This is a genomic window from Fusibacter sp. QWL-12, from assembly GCF_058683495.1.
On the sequence record NZ_CM178745.1, the window covers coordinates 533,915 to 559,487 of the forward strand.

The 25,573-nt window shown below is 37.7% G+C and carries 25 protein-coding genes, 1 pseudogene and 1 other annotated feature; of the genes and pseudogenes, 5 read left to right on the forward strand and 21 right to left on the reverse strand.

Annotated features, from left to right (window positions below):
* Positions 1 to 75: 75 nt before the first annotated feature.
* The gene (yeiL, locus tag AC4PID_RS03080; RefSeq protein WP_492134103.1) at positions 76 to 747 is read left to right on the forward strand and encodes a transcriptional regulator YeiL; all 672 of its coding nucleotides are present in this window, start codon (positions 76 to 78) and stop codon (positions 745 to 747) included.
* A 120-nt stretch (positions 748 to 867) separates the two neighbouring features.
* Here the strand turns inward: yeiL and rbsB are convergent, their stop codons facing one another.
* The 12 genes from rbsB to AC4PID_RS03140 all read right to left on the reverse strand — a co-directional run bounded on the left by rbsB (position 868) and on the right by AC4PID_RS03140 (position 13,214).
* The gene (gene rbsB, locus AC4PID_RS03085) at positions 868 to 2,604 is read right to left on the reverse strand and encodes a ribose ABC transporter substrate-binding protein RbsB (RefSeq protein ID WP_492134104.1); all 1,737 of its coding nucleotides are present in this window, start codon (positions 2,602 to 2,604) and stop codon (positions 868 to 870) included.
* Between the two features lie 21 nt (positions 2,605 to 2,625).
* Entirely contained in the window at positions 2,626 to 3,558 is a 933-nt protein-coding gene (gene rbsC, locus AC4PID_RS03090; protein ID WP_492134105.1) for a ribose ABC transporter permease, read from the reverse strand.
* 4 nt (positions 3,559 to 3,562) lie between these two features.
* Positions 3,563 to 5,047 carry a sugar ABC transporter ATP-binding protein gene (locus AC4PID_RS03095; RefSeq protein WP_492134106.1) on the reverse strand — a complete coding sequence of 495 codons (1,485 nt, stop codon included), beginning with the start codon at positions 5,045 to 5,047 and terminating at the stop codon, positions 3,563 to 3,565.
* A complete protein-coding gene (gene rbsD / locus AC4PID_RS03100) occupies positions 5,040 to 5,453 on the reverse strand; it encodes a D-ribose pyranase (RefSeq protein WP_492134107.1) in 414 nt (137 codons plus the stop codon). Before rbsD ends, AC4PID_RS03095 begins: the two co-directional genes overlap by 8 nt.
* A 13-nt stretch (positions 5,454 to 5,466) precedes the next feature.
* On the reverse strand, positions 5,467 to 6,351 hold the full coding sequence (gene rbsK, locus AC4PID_RS03105) for a ribokinase (protein ID WP_492134108.1): 885 nt from the start codon (positions 6,349 to 6,351) through the stop codon (positions 5,467 to 5,469).
* 59 nt (positions 6,352 to 6,410) lie between these two features.
* Positions 6,411 to 7,412, reverse strand: coding sequence for a LacI family DNA-binding transcriptional regulator (locus tag AC4PID_RS03110; protein ID WP_492134109.1), 1,002 nt, complete (start codon positions 7,410 to 7,412; stop codon positions 6,411 to 6,413).
* Between the two features lie 302 nt (positions 7,413 to 7,714).
* Complete coding sequence (locus AC4PID_RS03115) at positions 7,715 to 8,638, reverse strand: pseudouridine-5'-phosphate glycosidase (protein ID WP_492134110.1); 924 nt, start codon at positions 8,636 to 8,638, stop codon at positions 7,715 to 7,717.
* A gap of 135 nt (positions 8,639 to 8,773) precedes the next feature.
* On the reverse strand, positions 8,774 to 9,865 hold the full coding sequence (locus tag AC4PID_RS03120) for a PfkB family carbohydrate kinase (protein ID WP_492134111.1): 1,092 nt from the start codon (positions 9,863 to 9,865) through the stop codon (positions 8,774 to 8,776).
* A gap of 64 nt (positions 9,866 to 9,929) precedes the next feature.
* The gene (locus AC4PID_RS03125) at positions 9,930 to 10,679 is read right to left on the reverse strand and encodes a GNAT family N-acetyltransferase (RefSeq protein ID WP_492134112.1); all 750 of its coding nucleotides are present in this window, start codon (positions 10,677 to 10,679) and stop codon (positions 9,930 to 9,932) included.
* Positions 10,680 to 10,861: 182 nt separating this feature from the next.
* The gene (locus AC4PID_RS03130; protein WP_492134113.1) at positions 10,862 to 11,611 is read right to left on the reverse strand and encodes a hypothetical protein; all 750 of its coding nucleotides are present in this window, start codon (positions 11,609 to 11,611) and stop codon (positions 10,862 to 10,864) included.
* A 132-nt stretch (positions 11,612 to 11,743) separates the two neighbouring features.
* A complete protein-coding gene (locus AC4PID_RS03135) occupies positions 11,744 to 12,445 on the reverse strand; it encodes a TetR/AcrR family transcriptional regulator (RefSeq protein ID WP_492134114.1) in 702 nt (233 codons plus the stop codon).
* A gap of 97 nt (positions 12,446 to 12,542) precedes the next feature.
* Positions 12,543 to 13,214: a DUF4386 domain-containing protein gene (locus tag AC4PID_RS03140; protein ID WP_492134115.1), complete on the reverse strand. Its 672-nt coding sequence runs from the start codon at positions 13,212 to 13,214 to the stop codon at positions 12,543 to 12,545.
* 278 nt (positions 13,215 to 13,492) lie between these two features.
* Between AC4PID_RS03140 and AC4PID_RS03145 the strand changes: the two genes are divergently transcribed.
* Complete coding sequence (locus tag AC4PID_RS03145; RefSeq protein ID WP_492134116.1) at positions 13,493 to 14,230, forward strand: DUF2087 domain-containing protein; 738 nt, start codon at positions 13,493 to 13,495, stop codon at positions 14,228 to 14,230.
* An 85-nt stretch (positions 14,231 to 14,315) separates the two neighbouring features.
* Positions 14,316 to 14,600 carry a DUF2087 domain-containing protein gene (locus AC4PID_RS03150; RefSeq protein WP_492134117.1) on the forward strand — a complete coding sequence of 95 codons (285 nt, stop codon included), beginning with the start codon at positions 14,316 to 14,318 and terminating at the stop codon, positions 14,598 to 14,600.
* Here the strand turns inward: AC4PID_RS03150 and AC4PID_RS03155 are convergent.
* From AC4PID_RS03155 to AC4PID_RS03170, 4 genes are all read right to left on the reverse strand, one after another.
* Positions 14,587 to 14,988 carry a hypothetical protein gene (locus tag AC4PID_RS03155; RefSeq protein ID WP_492134118.1) on the reverse strand — a complete coding sequence of 134 codons (402 nt, stop codon included), beginning with the start codon at positions 14,986 to 14,988 and terminating at the stop codon, positions 14,587 to 14,589. The genes AC4PID_RS03150 and AC4PID_RS03155 overlap by 14 nt on opposite strands.
* A gap of 9 nt (positions 14,989 to 14,997) precedes the next feature.
* Entirely contained in the window at positions 14,998 to 15,468 is a 471-nt protein-coding gene (locus AC4PID_RS03160; RefSeq protein WP_492134119.1) for a cytochrome b5 domain-containing protein, read from the reverse strand.
* 199 nt (positions 15,469 to 15,667) lie between these two features.
* Positions 15,668 to 16,612: a glycosyltransferase gene (locus AC4PID_RS03165; RefSeq protein ID WP_492134120.1), complete on the reverse strand. Its 945-nt coding sequence runs from the start codon at positions 16,610 to 16,612 to the stop codon at positions 15,668 to 15,670.
* Positions 16,613 to 16,827: 215 nt separating this feature from the next.
* Positions 16,828 to 17,787, reverse strand: coding sequence for a patatin-like phospholipase family protein (locus AC4PID_RS03170; protein ID WP_492134121.1), 960 nt, complete (start codon positions 17,785 to 17,787; stop codon positions 16,828 to 16,830).
* A gap of 132 nt (positions 17,788 to 17,919) precedes the next feature.
* Between AC4PID_RS03170 and AC4PID_RS03175 the strand changes: the two genes are divergently transcribed.
* On the forward strand, positions 17,920 to 18,900 hold the full coding sequence (locus tag AC4PID_RS03175; protein WP_492134122.1) for a tRNA dihydrouridine synthase: 981 nt from the start codon (positions 17,920 to 17,922) through the stop codon (positions 18,898 to 18,900).
* Here AC4PID_RS03175 and leuB read toward each other — a convergent pair.
* The 4 genes and pseudogenes from leuB to AC4PID_RS03195 all read right to left on the reverse strand — a co-directional run bounded on the left by leuB (position 18,845) and on the right by AC4PID_RS03195 (position 23,291).
* Positions 18,845 to 19,939, reverse strand: a complete 1,095-nt coding sequence (gene leuB, locus AC4PID_RS03180) for a 3-isopropylmalate dehydrogenase (protein WP_492135348.1) — start codon at positions 19,937 to 19,939, stop codon at positions 18,845 to 18,847. The two genes, AC4PID_RS03175 and leuB, sit on opposite strands and share 56 nt — an antisense overlap.
* Before the next feature lie 135 nt (positions 19,940 to 20,074).
* Positions 20,075 to 20,488, reverse strand: a pseudogene (locus AC4PID_RS03185) (3-isopropylmalate dehydratase small subunit); the annotation flags it as partial.
* On the reverse strand, positions 20,485 to 21,771 hold the full coding sequence (gene leuC / locus AC4PID_RS03190; protein ID WP_492134123.1) for a 3-isopropylmalate dehydratase large subunit: 1,287 nt from the start codon (positions 21,769 to 21,771) through the stop codon (positions 20,485 to 20,487). The gene leuC and the pseudogene AC4PID_RS03185, both read right to left, overlap by 4 nt.
* The gene (locus AC4PID_RS03195; protein WP_492134124.1) at positions 21,762 to 23,291 is read right to left on the reverse strand and encodes a 2-isopropylmalate synthase; all 1,530 of its coding nucleotides are present in this window, start codon (positions 23,289 to 23,291) and stop codon (positions 21,762 to 21,764) included. The genes leuC and AC4PID_RS03195 overlap by 10 nt, the downstream gene beginning before the upstream one ends.
* A gap of 105 nt (positions 23,292 to 23,396) precedes the next feature.
* Positions 23,397 to 23,642 (reverse strand) — a binding site (T-box leader).
* Positions 23,643 to 23,843: 201 nt separating this feature from the next.
* Here AC4PID_RS03195 and AC4PID_RS03200 point away from each other — a divergent pair.
* The gene (locus AC4PID_RS03200) at positions 23,844 to 24,203 is read left to right on the forward strand and encodes a YccF domain-containing protein (protein ID WP_492134125.1); all 360 of its coding nucleotides are present in this window, start codon (positions 23,844 to 23,846) and stop codon (positions 24,201 to 24,203) included.
* 2 nt (positions 24,204 to 24,205) lie between these two features.
* On the opposite strand, the gene AC4PID_RS03205 is transcribed toward AC4PID_RS03200, so the two are convergent.
* A complete protein-coding gene (locus tag AC4PID_RS03205) occupies positions 24,206 to 25,351 on the reverse strand; it encodes a methyl-accepting chemotaxis protein (RefSeq protein WP_492134126.1) in 1,146 nt (381 codons plus the stop codon).
* Positions 25,352 to 25,573: the final 222 nt, after the last annotated feature.

The window sequence follows — 25,573 nt, forward strand, 5'->3', positions numbered from 1 at the left end:
ATTTTATACAAGTATAGCGCCTTTTTTTGTGTTAGAATATGAGATATAGCACACTTTATGAGATTAGGAGGCTTTATGCATATCAGCACTCAAAAAAATCACATCGATAGACTTTGTGAGTTGCATCACTTTAACTCGATTTTTTCAAAAGAGCTTTTACCCTTTGTTGAAATACATACCTTTCAAAAGAAAGAGCCTTTAAGTCAAGAAGGTGAACCCTTCCCTTACTTATATTTTATGGTTAAGGGCAAAGCAAAAGTCTATATGACGCATAAGAATGGGCAACGCACCTTAGTCTTATTTGCAGAAGCGCCTTGTTTTTTGGGTGAAATGAGCCTTTTAGAGGTCGAACCTTTTGCAAAGGGTGTAACTGCAATGGAAGACATCACATGTTTGGCCTTACCGCTAGCTACCTGTAAATCACTCTTACTTGATGATACTATTTTTCTACGAAACCTATCAAGAATTCTTGCGGAGAAGGCTCGTAATCGCTCTGAAACCTTAGCTAAAAGCTATGCCTACCCATTTGAAAATCGATTTGCAGCCTTTATATTAATCAGTGCCTCAGATGGCGTTTATAATGAAATGCACACAGAAGTTGCTGAGTTTTTAAACGTGAGCTACAGACATCTTCTATTCACACTACAGGATTTTGTCGTAAAAGGTGTTCTAGAGAAAGAAGGGCGTAACTACATCATCCGGAATTATGAGTTTTTAGAAAAGTTGAGAGATGAAATCGTAGATTAATAAAAATCTTCAGGCATCGAGCCTTCAGATTTTACCACAAGCGAGATTGTGGCTTAATAAAAGAGGGAATGCTTTTATAGCATTCCCTCTTAATAATTGTAATAAATCTTTTGATATAAATTATTCAGTAACGAGCATTAGCTCAACTGGAATGTACGCTTCTAATGCTTCTCCACCTAAATATTTAATTGCAGATTCTACACCTAAACTTCCAATTAGAGCAGGTTGTTGCGCTACTGTTGCAGCCATTTCTCCATCCTGAACCGCTTTAACCGCATCATCAGTTGCATCAAAGCCTACTACCATTATATCTCTTCCAGCAGCCTGAATCGCTTTTAAAGCTCCTAATGCCATTTCATCGTTATGTGCAAATACAGCATCAATTTCAGGTTGTGCTTGAAGAATATTTTCCATAACTGAGAGTCCTTTTGTTCTATCAAAGTCAGCCACTTGCTTTGCAACGACTTCAATATCAGAAGTCGCTATAGCATCATTAAAGCCTTGACCTCTATCTCTAGCTGCCGATGTCCCAGCGATCCCTTCAAGTTCAACGACTTTACCTTTGCCACCTAATTGCTCAATGATATATTCACCAGCCATTTTACCACCAGCTACGTTATCTGATGCAATATGTGTTACAACTTCACCAGCATTTGCACCACGGTCAAGTGTAATAACCGGAATAGAAGCAGCATTTGCCGCCTTTATTGAACTGCCAACTGCATCAGAATCCGTAGGATTGATGAGAATCAAATCTACACCTTGAGTGATTAAGTCTTCCATGTTTGACAACTCTTTTGCAGGATCGTTTTGTGAATCTAATACGATTAGTTCTGCACCAAGTTCATTTGCTTTCTCTTCAGCACCTTCTTTTAAAGTTACAAAGAAAGGATTGTTTAAAGTTGAGATGACAAGACCAATTTTCTTGCCTTCTGCGCTATTCGTATTTGATGCAGCGCTTTCATTTGTAACTAGCTTTAGCTCAACTGGAATAAACGCGTCAAGTGCCTCGCCATCAATTACCTTTTTCGCTGATTCAACGCCAAGTGAACCAATAAGGCTTGGTTGTTGAGCGACCGTTGCAGCCATCGTACCGTCATTGACTGCAGCAACAGCATCATCTGTTGCATCAAAACCAACCACCATAATCTTTCTACCTGATGCTTCAATCGCTTTTAATGCACCCAGTGCCATTTCATCATTATGAGCAAATACAGCATCTATCTCAGGTTGTGCTTGCAATATATTTTCCATTACAGATAAACCTTTTGTACGATCGAAGTCAGCAACTTGTTTTGCTACAACTTCAATACTAGAAGTTGCAATCGCTTCATTAAAGCCTTGACCCCTGTCTCTTGCTGCAGAAGTACCTGCAATACCTTCAAGTTCAACGACGTTACCTGTACCACCTAGTTTTTCAATGATATATTCACCAGCCATTTTACCGCCAGCGATGTTGTCCGATGCGATATGTGCTACTACTTCACCAGAATTTGCACCTCTATCAAGGGTTATAACTGGAATTTTTTTATCATTTGCTGCCTTAATTGCATTTCCAACAGCATCTGAATCAGTTGGATTAATTAAAATGACATCCACACCTTGTGTTAATAGATCTTCCATATTAGAAAGCTCTTTTGCAGGGTCATTTTGAGAATCCAGTACAATTAACTCAAGTCCAAGGTCTTTCGCTTTTGCTTCAGCACCTTCTTTTAAAGATACAAAGAAAGGATTGTTTAATGTAGAAATTACTAAACCGACTTTACTAGAACCGCTCTCTTCTGTTTTTGGAGAGCAACCCGCAAATGCCATCGCCGTCATCATAAGTACTAACAGCAATATTAAAACTCTTTTCATAATTCTCCTCCCATTCAAAACCTATTTGTTTTTCCTATCAATCAACACTGCAATTAAGATAACGACACCTTTAGCAAGCATTTGATAATACGAGCTAACGTCCATTAAATTAAGCGCATTGTTTAGGACACCAATGATTAATGCACCGATAATAGTACCTATAATTGAGCCAACACCACCTGCTAAAGAGGTCCCTCCAAGAACGACTGCAGCGATGGCATCAAGCTCATATCCATTACCAGCAGTTGGCTGAGCAGATGAAAGTCTAGCAGTAATAATAACACCTGCAAGTGCTGCTAAAAGACCACTTATGGCATATACGAAAATTTTGACTTTATCTGTATTGACACCAGAAAGCTTAGTCGCTTCTTCATTTCCACCTAATGAATACACATATCTACCAATTGTCGTTTGCGTTAATATATAAAATCCAGTGATAAAAACAATGATCATGATAATGATTGGTATTGGAATACCAAGAAAGTAGCCGTTACCTAAGTTAGATAAGAATTCTGCATTTTTTTCATAACCTGCATTGATTGGTTTTCCCTCAGTAAATACAAGTGTAAGCCCTCTAACAATAGTCATCATTGCCAATGTTACGATGAAGGGTTGTAGCTTTCCTTTCGAAATAATAACGCCATTAAATGCGCCAATAAAAGCACCTACTAGTAAAGCAAGTAAAATCGCTATAATTGGGTTCATGCCGCCTGCGATCAAAAAAGCCACCACTGCACCTGACAGTGCAAGTGTAGAACCTACTGATAAATCAATCCCACCTGTAATAATTACAAAGGTCATACCAGCTGCAATTATTGAGTTAATTGAGGTTTGCCTTAATATATTAAGGATATTCGACGTCGTCATAAACCTTTGATTAATAAAAGCCACAATGACTGAGAATACAATTAAACCAATAACCGATTGAAATTTTGAAAGTTTTAAATTCTTCATTTCTCTACTCCCCAGCGCCAATTGCTAGACGCATTATTTTTTCTTGAGTAACCTCACTTCTGACAAGCGTTCCTGCGATCTTGCCATCTCTCATAACCATGATGCGATCACATATTCCTAAGAGTTCAGGAATTTCTGAGGAAATCATTAATATTCCCATCCCCTCGCTTTTAAACTGATTCATTAATTCATAGATTTCTTTTTTAGCGCCTACGTCAACCCCTCTTGTAGGCTCATCCAATATCAATAATTTAGGTGATGCAGATAATGATTTTGCTATAGAGACCTTTTGTTGATTCCCACCACTTAAAAGCTTTACCTTTTGTTGCAATGAGGGAGTTTTAATAGATAAATTTTCTTTATAGCCTTCAACGACTTCTCGTTCTTTTCGTTTATTAATGGTTCCCAATTTCGCAAATGACTCTAATGAAGATAATGTGATATTTGTACTCACAGACAAGCCTAGTACCAATCCATCTTTCTTTCTATCCTCAGATACATAGGCAATTCCTTGCTTTAACGCTTGTCTTTCGTTTTTTACGATAATATCTTTGCCTTCAATTCTCATCACTTTTTGCTTGCATTTAATTGCACCATATATGGATTTTGCAAGTTCTGTTCTACCAGCACCCATCAGACCTGCGACGCCAACAATTTCACCTTTATTAATCGCAAAATTCACGCCACTAACATACTCATTTTCCAATGAGATTATTTCAAAGACCTTTTCTTTTGTATGCGCTGGTAAATAAGGATATTGCTCATCCAATTTTCTACCGACCATCATTTCTATAAGACTGTCTTCGTCTATTTCTGACACTGGTTTTTCTGAGATGAACTCGCCATCCCTTAATACGGTAACGTCATCACAAATCTCAAAAATTTCCTTTAAGCGGTGTGAGATATAGACGATACTTTTTCCATCTTTTTTTAGCTCATTGATCACTTTAAATAAACTCAAGGTTTCTTGATCTGTCAATGCATCTGTTGGCTCATCCATAATGATCACTTTTGTCTCAAAAGATAAAGCCTTTGCAATTTCAACCATCTGCTTTTGTCCAATACTCAAATTTTTAATTTTGATTTTCGGATTGAGGTCTAAGTTGAGTTGATTTAATAGCTGTGTTGCATCAAAGTACATTTTCTTCCAATCAATTTTGCCTGCAACCTGCGGAAAACGCCCCATATATATGTTTTCTGCTATTGAGAGCTCATCAATTAAATTCAATTCTTGATGGATAATCGCAATTCCCTTTTGCATCGCATCCTTAGGTCCAGTGATTACAAGTGGCTTTCCCTCGAAATACATCTCACCTTCTGTTTTTTGGTAGACACCTGAAAGGATTTTCATAAGTGTTGATTTTCCAGCACCATTTTCTCCAAGAAGTGCCATCACCTTACCTTGATAGACATTTAAGTTCACTTGATTCAGAGCCTTGACACCAGGAAATTCTTTTGAAATTTTTACCATTGTAAGGAGCTTATTCATGTGAGCCTCCATCAAAATCGACACCAGATTGCAATATAATATTGGCAAAAGGCGTACATTCTCCCGTTCTTATTACCGCTTTACTTTTATGAGTTAAGCTTTTAAATGTTTCATGTGGCACTTGAACAATCTCAACATCCTTAAAACGATCTTTTATAGCAGAGTAAATCGCTTGATTTTGACTGATAATCTCTTCAGCAATAATCACTTTTTCAATAATCATTTCATGCATGATTGCATCTAAAAGCAATAAAAAACCAGGTTGATTTTTAACGACTGCAAGATCGATTCGTTTGACAGCATCTGGTATTGGCAATCCCGCATCTGAAATAGTAATCTGATCTGTATGTCCTAATTTCGCCAAAGTCGAAACAACCTCAGAATTCAATAGCTTACCTCTTTTCATTTAATAAGCCTCCTTATTCTTCAATCTCGTGTATGAAGGGCAATGAAGCTTGAGCCCCCATCTTTGTAACTGTATGTGCAGCGACTCTAGTAGCAAATTTCATCGCAGTTTCAATATCTTTGTCTTGAGCTAAATGATGTACAACCCCAGCAATATAACTATCACCAGCAGCAGTGGTATCTATCGCCTTCACTTTCTTCGCAGGAACAAATACCGTTAGCTCGCTATCATGATAGATGGCACCCTGGCTACCTAATGTTAATAATATCTTACCTACGCCTAAGGTTTTAATTCCCTTTATCAAATCGCTTTCTGATTGATAAGAGAAGCCCGCTAGTTTTTCAAACTCTGTTTCATTTAAAACCAATAAATCAACATATTTTAGAAGCTGTTCAGTTCCCTCTACAAGTGGTGCTGGATTATGAATGATCATCAGATCATTTTCTTTTGCCATTTGCATCACCACGTTTAAAGTTTCTAATGGTACCTCTTGCTGAGTGACTAAAAATGATGCGTCATGAAACCATTCTCTCTTAACCATATCTGGTTGTAGTGCGCCATTGGCTCCTTCTATGACAACGATCGAATTATCTGCAGTAGCATTAACCATGATAAATGCAATCCCTGTTGGTTGATCCTCTATGACAAAAGTACTATCTTTTACATTCATTGCACGTAAATTTTCTTTTAGCTTATTCCCATAGGCATCATTGCCAACACAACCAATCATATTGACTTCAACACCTAGTTTACCAAGTGCAACCGCTTGATTTGCACCTTTACCTCCAGGATTTACGATTAAACCTTTACCAGCAACCGTTTCACCTACTTTAGGCGTTGATTGGACCTGAGTAACCAAATCCATATTCAAGCTTCCAACTACAAGTGCTTTTTTCATATATGCTCCTTCTTGTATTATTAATTAGTTAAACGTTTACCTATTGAATTTAAAGAGAATCATTTAGTAGATTCTCTTATAACCAACTCCGTTTTGAGTATTAAGTTATCCAATTGGATAGTGGGATGTTTGATCAATTCAATTAGCAACTCTGCTGCCTTATATCCCATTTGGTAATTAGGCTGTCTTATGGTCGTTAAATTTGGTGTAACTACAGATGCCATATAGATGTCATCAAAACCGACAACACCGACATTATCAGGCACCTTAAGTCCAATCTCATTAAGTGCTTTAATCGCCCCTATGGCAATCATATCATTTCCACAGAAAATACTGTCGAACTCACACTTGTGCTCTATCGCTTTTTTCACACCATTATAGCCCCAATCAGCGGTATAATTGCCTTCGTAAATACACTTTTCATCAGGCTCAATCTGCATTTCGTCTAGCGCTTTTAGAAAGCCTAGTTTACGGTCGAGTGATGTCTTCGAAGTTAATGGACCCGCTAGATGAAGAATTTTCTTATATCCCCGATCTAGCATATACCTAACTGCAACATAAGCGCCCGTGAAATTATCTACTGTAATCTTCCCTTGTGTTTTTAAGTCTTCAATTTCACGATCAACCGTAATAACGGGAATCTGAAAGTTAAAAAAAGTCTTTGAATCATGGCTACGCAAGCTGGATGATGTAAATATAATGCCATCAACCATTTTTTCTTGAAGCATCGCTATATATGATATTTCCTTTTTCGGATTATTATCTGAGTTACATAATACGACGTGATAACCTGCCTTATTGGCATAATCTTCAACACCTCTTGCTACCTCTGGAAAGAATGGATTCGTAATATCTGGAATAATCAATCCTATGGAATGCGTCTTCTTGGTAATCATAGAAGATGCAATTCTATTGGGTACATAATTATGCTTCTCTATGAGATCGAGTATTCTTTGTCTAGTTTCATCACTAATGTTCTGATCTTTCCGATTGACCACTTTTGATACGGTAGCAATAGAAACATCAGCCATTTTTGCTATTTCTTTTATCGTTATTTTCATAGTCTCATCTCTTTGGTTAAACGTTTACCCTAATTATATCATCTTTTTTTATTTCGTCAATTAAATTTATCTACTTGTTTAATTTGTGATGCAAACGTTCAAAATCGTTTGCAAATTAAACCCCGTAATCTTCTAAGTTGCATATGTTTTTATGTTTTATATTTTTTGCTTTTATGTTTATATGATTTTAATTACTTGAAAATAAAAATCCCACCTCAGGTGGGGTACAAGCCACTTAAGATAGGATTTTCTCACAATAAATCGTTAATTAAAATTCTATTCTGCACAACAATGATGATTTATTATTTATTTTGAAGCGTTTGGTACTCGACAGCTAACTGAGCCGCTACTTTAGCATTGTTATATACAAGCTGAATATTTGCGTCTAAGCTCGTTCCAGCAGTTAATTCTTTTACTTTTGCAAGAAGGAATGGCGTTGATTCTTTGCCTTTGATGCCTTTTTCTTCAGCTTCTTTAACCGCTGAATTAATCGCCTCAGTGATCACATCATAGTCCATCGCATATGCTTCAGGAATTGGGTTTGCAACAACCATACCGCCTTGTAAACCTAAATCCCATTTTGCTTTTAATGCTGTAGCGAGTTCAACTGGTGAATCGATTCTGTAATCTACACCAAAACCGCTTTTTCTTGTATAAAATGCTGGCAACTCTTCAGTTTGATAACCTACAACAGGTACGCCATGTGTTTCTAAATATTCTAAGGTTAAACCGATATCTAAGATGGATTTAGCACCTGCACATACTACTGCAACATTCGTTTGCGCTAATTCTTGAAGGTCAGCAGAAACATCATAAGTTTCCTGTGCGCCTCTATGAACGCCACCGATACCACCAGTAGCAAACACCTTAACGCCTGCAAGTGCTGCCAAAATCATAGTTGAAGCAACGGTTGTCGCACCATCCACTCCTTTAGCTACGATGAAAGGTATGTCTCTTCTAGATGTTTTAATAACATTCTTTGCCTTACCTAAATACTCAATTTCATCTTCAGTTAAACCCACTTTAAGTCTACCACCTAAAATAGCTATAGTAGCAGGAATTGCACCATTTTCACGTACAATCGCTTCAACTTCAAGTGCCGTCTTTACGTTTTGTGGATATGGCATTCCGTGTGAGATAATAGTTGATTCTAAAGCAACAACCGCTTTTCCTTCAGCCAATGCTTTTGCAACTTCTGGTTTGATATCAAGATATTTTCTAAACATTTTTAATCCTCCTAAATACATCTATATAGATTTAATCACTCTCATACTACTTTCAGTTTCTCTGAAAATACAATTGCTTTAAGTGATTTTAATTTTTATACCGATTTTTGTCATATAACTTTACTTAAATGATTCTTATGCGAACTTAGTTTCAATAATTTCCATAACCCTTTGCTCTGAGATGGTTGGGTTTATCGTCGCTTCATGCTCAAGAGCGATAAAAGATGCCGCCATTCCCCACTTTGCAGTAGTAATTAAGTCTAAGTCCTTTGAATAGCCAAGTGCAATACCTGCTAGAAAAGCATCTCCAGCACCGGTTGCATTAACCACTTCAACGCTCGGTGGTACTAACATGCTTTGGACATTACCATCACTGACAAATACACCCTTTTTCCCCATGCTAATATAGACGTGTTTTACACCTAACTCATGAAAATAATTGGTCATTTTCACCAGATCTGCTTCTCCATCACCGGAGATCCCGCTCAAGGATTGTGCTTCGATCAAATTGGGTTTTATCGTATGACAGTACCCTATAACATCCTTGATCTTCAAAGCTTTTGCAGTCGATACGGTATCAAGTAAAAACCTTTGCTCTGTGAATGTTGTTAAAATATATTTGAGCACTTCTGGTGATAGATTGGTATCGATTACGCAAAATTTTGCATTTTCTATAATGTGGCGCTTGTTCTTAATATAATCAACCGTCATGCGGTCACAAATGTCCATAAAAGAAATTGCAACCGCCATGTCCTTTGTCTCATCTAAAATAGATAAGTACGTGGAGGTCTGCTCTCCTTTTAGTACCAACGTATCTTGCATATCCATTCCAATTTGACGTGCTTCTTCAAGTATCTTTTGTCCATAAAGATCATCGCCAATGATACTGATTAGCTTTGTCTTTAATCCTAATCGCGTCATATTTTCAGCGATGTTTCTTCCTACACCACCAAGCGCATGCTTAACGACGCCGATATTAGAATCATGGAAGATCAACTGGTTGACTGGAACACCTTGAATGTCAATATTAGAACCACCAATGACACAGACATAAGCATCATCTCTTACGATGTATCCTTTTCCTAAAATATACCCCTTTTTCATCAAGTTCGTGATATGAACCGCAGCAGATGATCGCGTTATCCCCAGTTGGTCTGCAAGTTCATTTTGAGAAATTAAAGGATTGTCTCTTAGAATAAGTAAAATTTCCTGTTCTCTATTGGTCATTTACACCTCCAAGTAAACATTTGTTTATTTGATAATCATTTGTTTATTTCATCATATAACTTTTCTATTTTGTTGTCAATAATTTTTCTAAATAAGTCCTATTTAATAAATGTAGCGTTTCAAATTTTCCATTTATGACAACTGCCCAATTGTTAAATAATACAGGCAACGCTTTCGCCATTTCCAATGACGATACGTGTACTATTTCATATTTTAAGTCTTTCTCTTCCAACCATTGTTTAGATTCACTCATACAATTCAATGTATAAGGACACTGATTAGAATAGTAAATCGTTATTCCTTCTGATATCAAATCTTCTGAACTTAATAAACTTTTTGAAAATGTAGGAATCGACCCATCAAAACTCAAAGCAAGAAGCAAATATTCGTCTTGATAGGTAGCTACAACTTCAAATCCATATTTCTGATAAAAGGAAAAATCCGTTAAAAAAGGCTTTTTCTTTTTTGAACTAATGACACATATTCCTGACTTTCCCATTGCTTTTGTGTCAGATATACACTTATTTATCAAATGAGAAGCATGGCCTTTCCCTTTAAAAGAGCCAGATACCCATAGACAGTGTATATACAAATAATTTTCACCAACAACAGGCACCCATGCATGTTCCAATGGTACATATTCAATAAAAACTTTAGCGTTTTGGTTTAGCTTATAAAATCGATGCCCCTTTTTAAACTGATCTGAAAGCCAAATTTTCTTGTTAATCACGCCATTCTGATGCTTCTTATCTGAAATAGCACAACATAAGTGTTCATTTTCAATATTATTGTTATCTACCACTAAATACGTCATATGACCCTCCATTAAAAATTTGATTCGAATCGTTTCTAAATAAGTAAACCTATATCAGTTTACTCTGTTTTTATGACAGCTGTATGTCAACAAATAATATGAGGCTATGAAAAAAGCTGTAAAGTCTTAATTGACTTTACAGCTTTATAATTCTTTTCAGCTTAGTCTGAAAGCGTTTAGAACTACGAAATTGCTTCTGATCCTATTTTATATTGCCAAACACCATCTTGGTCCTGCTCTGCTTCACAGTCGATAAAAAAGTAGGCACCTAAACCGCCTCGCCATTTTTCGATATCAAATTTGACGGTTTTCGCAGTCGTTGCTTTAATGTCAAATCTAAATAGAATGCCTTCTTCAAAATAAAGGGCATCACCATCAATGTAGCCTTGATCTACCAGTTCGTCAAAAGTTCCTTGAAGACCTGTAAGCGCATATTTTGTACCAAGCGCATAAACCAGGCCCTCTTTCTCCCATTCGCTTAGCATCGTTAGATTTGAAGTATCCACTGCAACATAGCTAATATCGCTATTTAAACCTTCATCAGTGTGATAGAGGTCGTCCATTACTTGGAAGAACAAAGGTAAATAATTTGTGTCTGATAAAATTTGTTTCACATAATCAACCTCTGGTAGCTGCTGAGGGTAGCTTTCTAATACAACCCCTGAATAACCAACTTCGATTTCATTTCCGACTTTTAATATTGAAACATCCTCTAGCTTCATATCTGAACTGTATATTTTAGTAGTTGAATTAACAAACACTAGACCGATTGCTTCAGTAGCTAATAATATAGACGCGTCACTGATCTCGACAATAGTGCCCACTAAAACCTCACTTGTCTCAGGTAACTTGTCCGTCGAATCAATATTATTACTTGCACATCCTGTTAATAGCAATATCATCACTAGATTTAATATAAAGAATTTTTTCATAAAGATACCTCCCTTATTTTTTAGACGGTAGCTCAGTATATATGGTTCCAAATTTTAAAAAACCGATTCTATTTTTACGGATATAATTAGAAAAAGCTTATTTTAAAACAAACTTTTTGTCATAAAACAAGCTTAATATACATAGGCTTTCACATATTCTAATTCTGATAAGATTGAACCTAATTGTAAACCATTATTCAAGTCGATTTTTCCTTGTGTATAAACCCAAATCATTTCAATGACATTCTTGATGATTCTCCCTTTTGCATTTGACTCAGGAAAAGCACGCTTATTGATGATGTTAAAGAGTTCACCATCCAAATACGCCATTACAATACTTGCAATATGAGTCGTCCGCTCGTTATCGATGACATCAGCAAAGGTGTAATTTAATACTTCTATGAAATAATCCTTTAAAGAAATAACTTTTACAATCGTCTTTTCAGGTAATCGGCTGGTCTCTAGATCATCAGAGCCAATAAAGCGATAGTAGCCCGGATATTTAAAAGCGAAATCGATAATCCGCTCGACAAACTTGATGAAAATGAATTGTGACTGCTCATTATTTAAGTCATAACTCACGTATAAACCATACAATACAATGGCATGGTCATAAGCTTCAAAAATCAGCTCTTCAAAATTAGAAAAATAGTTATACGCATTGGTATGGGCACATCCAATGTGCTTCGATACCATTCGTAGATTAACCTTTGTTATGCCACCATACTCCAAAATCAGTTTGAGAGTTCCATCTATAAATTTTTCCTTCATGTCAAGTGGTGATGAAGCTCTATCAATTACTCTTGGAATGCAATTCATCTCTATCGGTATCATAGTCAACCTCATAACGGTTTTATCCCATTATCTCAAATTAATCTTCTTTTGACTAGACATATCCTATGATCTCATTTCAACGCTCTTAGAATTAAATCTAAATGCTCTTAGCGTTGACCCCTTTGATGAGCAAGTAGATACACAATGAAAATTCACCAAGGTCCGCTGGCAATGTTATATCAGAAGGGAATGTATTGCAATAAAATGATACGAAAAAATATATCATATACGTCATTGCACCCAACATCAATAAATAATTAATCGGTTTGGGAAATAATCTTGATTTCAAGCCAAAGAATCCAATAGGAAACAGCCATAAACCGTAAGAAATCGTCGCCGCTTGATACCCAAATTGATGTAGCTTCATAAACAATAGCGCTAGACCACGACTCTGTTCTATATTAAGTCCTAAACTTTGATAATCAACTAATACAACCAATGCTGCAAACTGATTGACCATATTGATCGCCATCATTGCTGCGCCAATACCACAAAGTAATAATATGACATACGCTCCAGTCATCCCTTTTTCTTTAAACAGTTGATATAGCATGACGCCAAGTCCTATGAAACCTATAATCATAATAAAATCCGAAGTAATACTAAGCTTAAACAATAACTGATCGTTCAGAATTGCGTCTGCCGTTTTAATTGCATCCCCTTTAAAATAGAGACTCGCTCTAACAATTTTATGACTGAAAATTCCTGTTAAAATCAAGATCAGGTAAAATAAACCTGCTAAACGGCCTTGCATTTTTAGTTGTTTCATTTGTCCTCCTAATAAATAAACTTATATACTAAAGCATTATTGCCAACACATTACCATTGGTAATTACCACTGGTAATATAGTGATTATATACGATTCTATTTCTAATTAAAAGTTACATCTGTCATTTTTTCAGCATTTAGTATATTTAACGAAAAACACAATATTGTTTGCCTATTTAGCAGACGTTTATTATTTTTGTTTGCTTTTTGTTCTTTTACATGATATTCTTTACTCAAATGACAATTATCATTTATCACGAGTGATTGAGGAGAACCATATGGATTTAATGCAATATTCTGTTGAAACACTAAAGAAAGGTTATTTATACGATGAAAAGCGAACGCATTATGTTTGCATCTACTGTGGTGCTCGATTTGATGAAAATGAGATTTTTTCTATTGAGGATAGATTTTATAATGCTAAATATAAAATTGCGCATCATATAAAAGAACAACACGTCTCGCCAACAAATTACTTGATTTCACTTGATAAAAAATCGATTGGATTAACCGACTATCAAAAGCTTTTGGTGACAGATATGGCAAACGGCTTGTCAGATAAAGAAATCGCATTAAAGCATGAAATCACTCAAACCACTGTGCGAAATTTAAGATTCACACTAAAAGAAAAAGCCAAGCAAGCCAAAGCTTATTTAGCACTCTACGAATCCATATTTCAGGAAGCATCTGAATTTGCTCCCATCCATAATCATGCAACAATGGTTGATGATCGTTACATCGTTACTATAGAAGAAAAGGAAAAGATTCTAAAATCGTCTTTTGAATCACTCTCCCCTTTAAAATTGAAGGTCTTTTCATCAAAAGAAAAAAAGAAACTCATCGTGCTGGCAAAAATTGCTGAAAGCTTTGAACTGGATCAAAATTATGACGAACTCGAAATCAATCAACACCTAAAGTCCATTTACAGTGACTTCGCAACCATCAGACGATACTTAATTGAATATGGGTTTATGGAGAGATCAAAAGATGGTCGCTCCTATAAGAGAAAAAATTAAACTACTATAGGCAAACAAATAAATAAATAAATAAATAAATAAATAATTAATTAAATAAATAAATAATGACAAAGAAAGGATACGTATGAATCATTTTACAGATGAAGAAAAGACAATTCTATCCAGATTTATAGATAAAGATGGCATCATCAAAATCTGGCCTTCAAAACGGGTTAAGCAAGAGATTATTCTAAAATATCTTGCTGGATTTTTTGAAAAAGAAAAGACCTACTCAGAGCAAGAAGTAAATCTACTCATAAGTGGTCTTCATGACTTTAATGACTTATTTATACTAAGACGAGGTTTAGTGGACGAAAAATGGCTCACTAGAGAAAAAGACGGTTCTTCCTATTGGCTTAGTAGATTTTAAACAAAGTGTATAGTGCACTTGGAAACAATAAGTGAACCGCTAGTAAGATAACAGTAAGTAGTGCAGCCACTTTATGCCATTTAAAAATGGCTTTTTTCTTTGTAAAGAAATAGGAGCCTCCCAGTAAAATCGTTATCGTTGCCATAAGACCCACTAATGATCCAGTATGTGGTCTTAATCCACCTAAAGCTAAGTATCCATGGAAAGGGGCAAGTACTAGAATTGCCAAACCCATCGGTTTGTGTAATTTTCTAAGTGGCTTAATCAGTTTTACAATGTCTTTATTTTTATTTTTAAAGAGAACTTTGTTGATGAGCCGTAACCAATAAGGCGATGTTAAGGCAACAATAAGTGCAACATTTATAAATCCTATGAATTCGTATAACATACAGCCTCCTTATTCTGCTAACTTTCCAACCGCAGTAAGTTTTTGTAAGACGGATAAACCATGTGGTGATTTTGTTTTGATAATTTCTGTTAAGTCTTGACCTGCTTCGTAGCCATTGTGTTGACCGTTTTTCCATGGCTCAACGTTAGAAACATCATAAATAATGCCATCTACAGCTACATATGCAGGATTGCCATTTTTACCGTTAAACTGTGCCAATTCCTCTAAAGTGAGAACAAGTTCTGAGGATTCGGTTGTTACAACAGTATCAGACGACGCTTCTGATGGATCTGTGTTTTCTGACCCTTGTGTGTTCTCAGAGCTTTGCATGTTTTCAGTAGTTTGCGTTTGTGTAGGGGCTTCAGCAGTGGTTGATTCATTGTTGTTCGTTGAATTGCTGCAGCCAACGACTGCAAAAACCAATAGCATAAGACCCACTAAAGAAGTGATTTTTTTATATTTTAAAGCATTCATTTTCATCGTATTACCTCCTTTTGTTATATATTCCCTTTTTATAAATTATGTATCAAGCAAAACAAAATATCATTAATTAGTAACAAAAACTTTACAAAAAAGCGGCCTTGATCTCTCATCAAACGGCCGCTATTGATTCATTGGTTTATTTTTACTTATAGAGCGAATGAGATGTCCACCTCCTCAAAAATATTTGAACCTTATCTCATATTTTTTTTCTCAATTGCTGAATTAGCTTTAGGATCTTATCTACTTTACTATATTCAAGCAATCTTGGTTCGTGCCAACGACAAAGGGTCTCAAACATTACATACCACAGCTGATAATCTTCATATCGACTATAATGCTGAAGTGACGCGAGCTGCTTCTCCTGCCAAGGCTTTAATCCAGCAAAATGAGTCCCCTTCACATCGCTAAGTTTCGGCTGTGCATTAAAGGATGCAAACCGTATATCAATGTTATGCCATTTTCCCGACCAATAGTATGTCATAAACTGCATTTCTGGCCAATCGAATAGATGAATCATGGCTATGTTTTCGGGGTGTCTTATCTGCTTTAAAATATCAACATACGCCTCATAATCTGGTTTTAGAACCCAGAGACATGCATTGACACCCAGATTTTTGGGATTTTCAGCTACTCTGTCGGTAATATAGCTGGGAATTTTTTCGCCATGTGAACAAATAGGTTCGTAAACATCATGCCATAATAATTTCCCATCTTGCAGGCTCGACTTCTCAACAAAATGCGCTTTATCTTCATTGATTATGCCTGCTGGTGTATTGATATCAAATAGTTGATCGTAGTCACATATCGGTAATATGTCAGCATCAAGCAATACAATTTTCTTATACTTAAATCCCAAATCACCATTGACACCTAATCGCAGTGCTTGAAGTCGTGTAAAGAGATAAGGTCGATCCTTACGACCACACTGATTGGTGTGCTGTACGACGATTTCCTCTATGCAGACCACATAGTCAAATACGAGATTCAAAATGGATCTGCCTTGATCAGAAACATCTTTTGTAACCAAACAAACCAAATCTGCCCTTTGTGATTGATACTTTAATGCATGTGCTAATACAATTGCCCCTGATATAAAACTGTCGTTTCTCATTACAAACGTTACATATGCGTATGCCTTCATCTCTAGTCTCCCTTCTTATTGGGAGCCAGAGTAAGCTGATTTTATACGCTTTCAAATCTTTAGTTTTCATTGGACTCCCCTTTACCAGTTAATGTTTTCTAGTAAAGGGCAGTATTCCATACAGCATATATCATAATAGCCTCCTTTCTGACAATCATGGCTTTATATCGCCATTAATAGTCTATCACAGGAGGCTACTAATTATTGTGACGTTATCATAACAAAAATTTCTGCCATCTTTCTATCTCTCGCTGACCTTGATCATAGCCCAGCTGATAACTCTCTTGAAGTTTGGCGTGACTGATTTCACGACTGCTAACTGGCATCTGATCTGGATATACCAGCATGGCTTTGCCAGATGCCTCTAAATCTTCCAGTTCCTCTAAAGTCTGATTATAAACCGTGTGTCGTGCCATCATCGCTTCCACAACTTTAGGGTAATTTCTGTAGTATGCCTTCATAAAACGCGTAAACTTCATAGGGGATTTTCGATAGCCTTTTGGTCGTGACAACACGACGAAAAACTTTTCATAACCATCCTTTTTTGCTATGTCCAGTGCGATACCGCCCGCTAAACCACCGTCTACAAAGACACGATCATTATATTCTGTTGGCGGCATGAAAATCGGCATGGATGAGGAGGATCTTACTATTTTCATCAAATCCTCTAATGTTTTTGCATCCTGCTTTGTGAAATAATGGAGTTCACCGGTTTCTCGATCGAAAGCGCCAATGCGGAGCTTTGCAGGATTTTCCACAAACGTTTTAAAATCGAATGGATGGGGTTTAAATGGGAGCGGTGTTTCTTCGTATAAGTATTTTGCACGGAAATAGCCTTCGCCTTTAAAAAAATACTTCCATCCGCCAAACTCTGGATCGGTGACCATATCCACAAATGCGGTCTTGGTTCTGACTTTATCTCTTGAAATATAGTTGACGGTATGAGATGACCCAGCCGAGATCCCTGCGACGTAGTCAAAATACAGCTCATTTTCTAGGAGTGTGTTGACGAAGCCAGCTGTATAGCTGCCACGCATACCACCACCTTCATAGATGAGGGCTATGTCCGTTATGTTATTTTGTATGGAATTTTGTATGGAATTTTGAATGTTATTTTGAATGTTATTTAGTATGTGATTCTTAAGTATGCCGTTGTTTGTGTTTTCTATCTTCACTCTTTGCCTCCTAATGCGTCCTTTATTATTATAGCACTGTAGATGCGGAGAGATATTTAATTTTTATAAAGATTGAAGTTGAGGCACTATCTCTATATAATGGAAAAGCAAATAATGAAATTTGGAGTTATCATGAAAATATATCTTGCGCCACTTGAAGGCGTTACCAACTACATTTATCGTAATGCTTATCATACTTTTTTCACCCCAGCTGATAAGTATTTTACGCCGTTTATCTCTACCAATCAGCATCTGTCATATAGTACAAAAGAGCGCAAGGAGATTCAGCCTGAGCACAATAAAGGTCTTTATGTCGTACCGCAAATACTATCTAATAAGGCAAACGAATTTGTCAATACGGTGAATGACATAAAGCAGTATGGCTATACTGAATTTAATCTCAATCTAGGCTGTCCATCAAACACAGTTGTCGCAAAGAACAAAGGTTCAGGATTTCTCTTTCACAAAGAGCAGCTTGAAACGTTTTTAGATACCGTCTTTTCACAAATAGATGTCAAGCTGTCCATTAAAACACGTCTAGGCAAATTTAATCCAGAAGAGTTTTATGAGCTAATGGCCATCTTCAAGAAGTTTCCGCTTGAGGAATTAATCATCCATCCAAGAATCACCAAGGATTTTTATAAAAACACACCTCGCCTTGAGCTATTTGATGCGACCACTCAGGAATTGCCTTTTCCGGTTAGCTATAATGGAGATGTGTTTAATATAAATGATTATCATTCGATTATTAAGAGGTTTCCTCAAATCGATAGCGTGATGCTCGGTCGCGGTGTCATTGCAAATCCTGGCTTGATCGGAGAAATTAAAACTGGAACGCCTATGACGATTGACCTCTTTAGAGCCTTTCACGATAGGCTTTTAAAAGACTATATAGAAGTCATGTCAGGCGATAAAAACGTTCTTCATAAAATGAAGGAGTTTTGGTTTTACTGTATGCCAATTTTAAACGTTTCAGAGAAATACGCTAAAAAGATTAAAAAATGTGAAAAAATAGCGGATTATATCGTCCTTGTAGATGCTGTGTTTTCAGAGGGATCTATCTGTGAAGACCGTCTGGGTTATAGAAAGCTGGTGCCTGAATTGCCTCTATGATCTTATCGGTCATCTCTGAGGTGCTTAACCACTCATCAGATGAAGTCAAATCTTTAGTTCTATAGCCTGCTGCAAGCACATTTTTAACTGCATTTTCGATGGTATCAGCAGCTGAAGCTTGACCAAGACTTTTTCTAAGGAGCATACTCGCTGATAATACGGTCGCTATGGGATTGGCAATGCCTTTGCCCGCTATATCAGGTGCAGACCCATGGATGGGTTCATAAAGACCAAAGCCTCCTGCGCCGATACTTGCAGATGGCTGGATACCGATAGATCCTGTGATCATACTCGCTTCATCCGAAAGGATATCTCCGAAGAGGTTGGATGTTAATATGACATCAAACTGCTTCGGATTTTTTATGAGCTGCATTGCTGCATTATCCACATACATGTGCTCAAGTGTGACCTCTGGATAATCGCGTGACACCTCTTCGGTCACCTTTCGCCAGAGTCTTGAGCTTTCAAGTACGTTGGCTTTGTCTACGCTGATCACCTTTTTACTGCGACCTAAGGCCGTCTCAAAGGCAACTTTGGCGATACGTTCAATTTCGTGTCTAGAGTAAGCCTCTATGTCATATGCTTTTTCCATTCCCTCATCCTGAGACGTGCCCTTCTCTCCAAAATAGATGCCGCCGGTTAGCTCTCTGACGACCATGATGTCAAAGCCACCACGGCTGATTTCTTCATTGAGCGGGCAGCTGTGTTTCAGTGACTCATATAGAATTGCAGGTCTGAGGTTGGCATAGACGCCAAGCGATTTCCTGATTTTTAGCAGTCCCGCTTCTGGTCGATGCTCACCTTTAACATGATCCCATTTAGGACCACCTACAGCACCTAATAATACTGCGTCGCAGGCCTTTGCTGTTTTGATCGACGCCTCAGGTAAGCTCGTACCGGTTGCATCGATCGCATGTCCACCTATCTTTATTTCTTCGAACTGAAACTCTATTCCCTCTTTGGCTGAGACTGCTTCTAACACTCTTTTGGCAGACGCAATTACCTCAGGTCCGATGCCATCACCAGGTGCTAGAGCTATTTTATGAACTTTGTTGGGATTTGATTGATTTGAATGATTTAACTCGTTTACGCCTGTAACTGTCAATTGGCTAGAGGTATACTCAATCAAGCCGCCCTTTTGTATGATATTTTGTATAAACTCAGGAAATGGCTCGGCTGAGTAGGTTTCTCCCTTAGTATGATTGGTAATCATACCCGTTTGTAAATCGACTGAGATCTGATTGCCACGATCAATAGAAGCGTAAGCGATATCGCATTCTAAGATCGGTAAACCTATATTAATGGCATTGCGATAGAAAATTCTTGCGAAGCTTGGCGCAATGACGCATGAAATTCCAGATGCTTTAATCGCAATAGGTGCGTGCTCTCTCGATGACCCACAACCAAAGTTTTTTCCCGCTACGATGATGTCGCCTTTTTCGACGATTTTTGCAAAGTTTGCGTCTATGTCCTGCATACAGTATTGGGCTAAAATGGCTGGATCGGACTGACTTAAATATCGTGCTGGTATAATGACGTCTGTGTCGACATTGTCACCAAATTTGTGAACGGCTCCTGATAGTATCATATTCTTGATTCCTTTCTAACGATGTTTTGTGGGTTTTCGATATAGCCTGTGATTGCAGATGCCGCAGCCACTGCTGGACTTGCTAGATAAACTTCAGAGTCGATGTGTCCCATACGACCGACAAAGTTACGGTTGGTTGTCGCAATCGCCCTTTCACCTTTGCCAAGCACGCCCATATGCCCACCCAGGCAAGGTCCACAAGTTGGTGTGCTCACGATTGCGCCTGCTTCGATGAAAATTTCAATTAAGCCTTCTCTAAGCGCCTCTAAATAGACGCGTTGTGTCACTGGTATGACAATCGCTCTGATGCCTTTGGCAACTTTATTGCCCTTAAAGATCGCAGCGGCTTCTCTTAAATCTTGAAGCCTGCCATTGGTACAGGAACCAATCACAACTTGATCCACTTTGACGGCTTCAATCTCGCCAATTTTCTTCGTGTTCTCTGGTAAGTGAGGAAATGCAATGGTTGAGGTAAGCTCCGATAAGTTGATGTTTAGAACCGATTCATATTCTGCATCCTCATCTGCTGTATAAATCGTATGTGGTTTTGTCGCTTTTGAGTAGTTTTTTATATAGTCCATTGTTTTTTCATCTACTGGAAAAATCCCGTTCTTAGCACCCGCTTCAATCGCCATGTTGGCTATCGTAAAACGATCATCCATGCTGAGCGATTGCACCCCTTCTCCAACAAACTCCATGGACTTATACCTTGCGCCATCTACGCCAATTCTACCGATGATCTCTAAAATCACATCTTTTCCACTGACCCAGCCTTGAAGTGCGCCAGTCAGTTCTATTTTGATCGCTGTTGGGACCTTAAACCACCCCTTACCAGTAGCCATCCCAGCAGCCATATCGGTGCTGCCAATACCAGTAGAAAAAGCACCCAATGCGCCATAAGTACAGGTATGTGAGTCTGCTCCGATGACCACGTCTCCAGGAACCACCAATCCCTTCTCAGGGATTAAGCCATGCTCGATCCCCATCTCTCCTAGCTCGAAGTAATTGGTAATGGCTTTGTCCTTAGAAAATTCCCTGATTTCTCTACATTGCTCTGCCGATTGTATGTCCTTGTTGGGCGCAAAGTGATCGGGAACGATGGCAATTTTTTCTGTATCGAATACTATTCTCGCTTTCATTAAGTCAAAGGATTTGATTGCCACTGGCGTCGTGATGTCATTTCCAAGCACCAAATCAAGATTTGCTTCTATCAATTGTCCCGCTTTCACGGTCTCTAGTCCTGCATGCTTTGCTAATATTTTTTGTGTCATTGTCATGCCCATTTACGTTCACTCTCCTCAACTTCACTATTTTGTATGATTTTATTAATTGCACTTAAATACGCCTTTATGCTGGCTTCAATAATATCTGTGCTGAGGCCATATCCCGTGTAGGTTTCGTTGTTCACTTTTATCTTTACCATCGCCTCACCTTGTGCGTCTTCGCCTTCTGTGACGGATTGTATGGTGTAATCGTCAAGCTCGTAACTCGTTCCGATGATCTTTTCAATCGCTTTAAAGGCAGCATCTACAGGACCATGACCATGCGCAACCGAATCGTAGATTTGGCCTTCACGTTTAAGACCAATCTGACACGTCGATGTAATGATGTTACCAGAGTTGATGACAAAGGATGCCAGTGTATAAGCGGTTTCATCGAAGGCTGTCTTTGCCTGAATTAGCGCTTCAATATCTCTCTCGTAGATGGTTTTCTTTTTATCAGCAAGTGCTTTGAAACCGTTAAAAACTTCATTTAGTTTTGCATCGGTTAGCTGATACCCCAGTGATTTAATACGATCTTCCAGTGCATGTTTGCCCGAATGCTTGCCAAGCACCAAACTGTTTGTCGTCAGTCCAATCGATTCAGGTGTCATAATCTCATATGTCATAGGATTGGCCAACATACCATGCTGATGAATGCCTGATTCATGCGCAAATGCATTTTCACCAACAATTGCTTTATTGTGCTGGACACGCGTTCCCGTCACCTTGCTTACCAAATGACTGGTTTTAATAATCTCTTTTGTATCGATATTGGTCATTTGATTGTAGTGACCGCTTCTGGTGTTAATGGCCATGACAATTTCTTCAAGCGCTGCATTCCCAGCACGTTCACCAATACCATTGATGGTACATTCGACTTGTGTTGCACCCGCTCTAACAGCGGCAAGTGAGTTTGCGACTGCAAGACCAAGGTCATTATGACAATGCACAGAAAGCGTAACGGCATCTGCATTTTTAACATAGTATCTGATATTGCTAATCAGCTCATAGAATTCATCAGGCGTCGTATAGCCCACTGTATCTGGTATGTTAATGGTTGTCGCACCCATTTTAATCGCTTCTTCTATCACACGATATAAGAACATCGGATCACTTCTAGAAGCATCCTCAGCCGAAAATTCTATGTCATTACAAAACTGCTTGGCGTATTTCACCATACTTTGTGTGTGCTGAATAACCGCTTCACGACTCATCTTTAGCTTGTATTTCATGTGTAAATCTGAGGTTGCAATAAAGGTATGGATTCTTGGGTTTGCTGCACCTTTTACAGCTTCATATGCCCTTTCAATATCCGCCGGAAGTGCTCTCGCCAAGCTTGCTACTGTGCAGTTTCTAACTTGATTCGCAATTTCCCGAATCGAATTAAAATCACCGATGGATGCTGCTGCAAACCCAGCTTCGATGACATCTACCTTCAATTTTTCGAGTTGCTTTGCAACTTCGATTTTTTCATCAAACGACATGCTACATCCTGGTGATTGTTCGCCATCTCTTAGTGTGGTATCAAAAATCTTAATCATCTTCTACTTCTCCTTAAACATCCTTATTTCACTGAAGCTTTGTCGTCTATAACAAGGTTATGGCTTTTAGGTAAACAAAAAACCCCGTCACTGCATGCATTTGCATACAGGGACGAGGTTACTCCTCGCGGTACCACCCTGATTGTCTATACTCAAATAGACCACCTTAATCAAGCTCCAACAAGCCTTTAACTGATAACGGAGTTTTCCGTCTGCACTTACACAACCTATCGGTTTTTCTGAGCAGCTGCAAAGAAATGAGTCGCTTAAAAGTCACAATACCGATTCACACCAACCATCGGCTCTCTGAAATTGATTTCGAAATTAAGCTAGTTTCCTTATGGCTTTAAATATATTGTATACACTATACTAACAAATCAAAAGCTTGTCAAATAGTTTTTTGATAATTCTAAATATTTATTTTTTTCGTTTTTCCCAAATTCTAATTGAAAGTTAATCTTGTTTTTCATAAGACCAGATATAATAATAAAAAAGATTAAATAATATCAATTCAAAATAAAACTAATAATAATTTATGAAAGAGGTAACTTTATGTCTGCAATCGGCAATTTAATTTGGATACTATTTGGTGGTTTACTCTCTGCCATTGGCTGGACCATCGCTGGTTTGGTTTTATGCATCACTGTAATTGGGATTCCTTTTGGAATTCAATGCTTTAAAATCGCTGGACTTACTCTAGCGCCATTCGGTCGCGAAGTCAGCATTGGTAATTTTGGTGCAGGTGGTCTGCTGATGAACGTTATTTGGATCCTCCTTCTTGGCTGGGAGCTCTGTATCATGCATCTTATCATTGCTTTCTTTTTAGGTATTACAATTGTAGGACTGCCATTTGCTAAGCAGCACCTTAAACTTGCCGGGTTGGCACTTTTACCTTTTGGAGCACGTGTATAATACTACTGCTTAGTCATCTCTTCAAGTAATTTGGCAGCAAGAGAATTTTGTAAATTGATCGACTCAAAAAGACGTTCTAAACCACCTTCAAGCAGTTCAATCGAGGATAGGACGTCTTTTGAATTTGTATTAACCGCGTGAAACTGATCCTTTTGACGGGCATTGCTTTCCATAAGCACATTCAAGCTCAATTTCACTGCCTGCATGGACTCTGAAAAATTTCTAAGTAAAACAACCCCTTGATTGTTTACAACCACTGTATCTTCTATAATTTCGTTTAAGGTTAAAGTCTGTTCCTTAAGTTTTTGTGTTGATACGATCAACTCATCTTGTGCTTCAATTACTTCTTCTAAAACCAAATCGGTTTGTGCGGATAACTTTCCAACTTCTTCAGCAACGACTGAAAAACCTCGGCCATGTTCTCCTGCTCTCGCAGCTTCTATGGATGCATTTAACGCCAGCATTTTTATTTGAGAAGATAATTTCATAATCCCATCGATATCATTTAAAGTTCTCTCAGCATTTTTCATTACATGATCGCCAATTTCTAGTGTTTGACTAATCCCATGATGTAATACTTGCTGTGAGTCACCCGTCTTTTTAAGCTGTGTTTCCAAATCACTACTCAACTCAGCAAGTTCGCTTACGCGATGATCGATGTCGTACGTCCCCTTATCAACTGCAGACATCGCCTGATTAAAAGTGACAAAGACATTTCCAATCGCATTGTTTTTTTCTTTAATTTTGTAATCTAAAAGTTGTAACTCTTCAACCTTATGCTGTGCTGATGCAAAGCTGTCAAAGAGTTCTTGCGAGCCAAGTGTTATGCTTTCAATCATCTGATCTTGAAACGCTTTCTTATCTTTAATTAGCTCTGTTTGTTTTATACTATCAGATAATAAGGATTGATTTGCTTCAGCAAGTCTTTGTGATTTGAGCTGGCTAATGCCACCGATATAAGCAAATATGCCGAGAAACAATGGTGCAGAATCAATCATGTATAGCAATTTATTCTGACTGTGCGCTTGTAGAATTGAACTGAGTCTAAACGGAAGACCACCGATGATAAATTCAAAAGGTATTGCCATAAGTGGAAACAGGCACCCAAATAACATGCCTATTATAAAGTATTTTTTATCTATTCTCATCATTCACCTCATGCACTCTAATGAGGATTTCATACCCAAAATGAACGCTTTTAAAAAACATCTTTGTGTTGATATCAATTTAATTCTATTGTTATAAAAATCTTCAAACATCGAGTTTTTAGATTTTTACATAATGTTCCTTGATGCTATATAAAAAACTGTGCCTACAAGTAAGCACAGTTTTACAATTTCCTCAATTTTAATAAATTTTGCGGCTATATC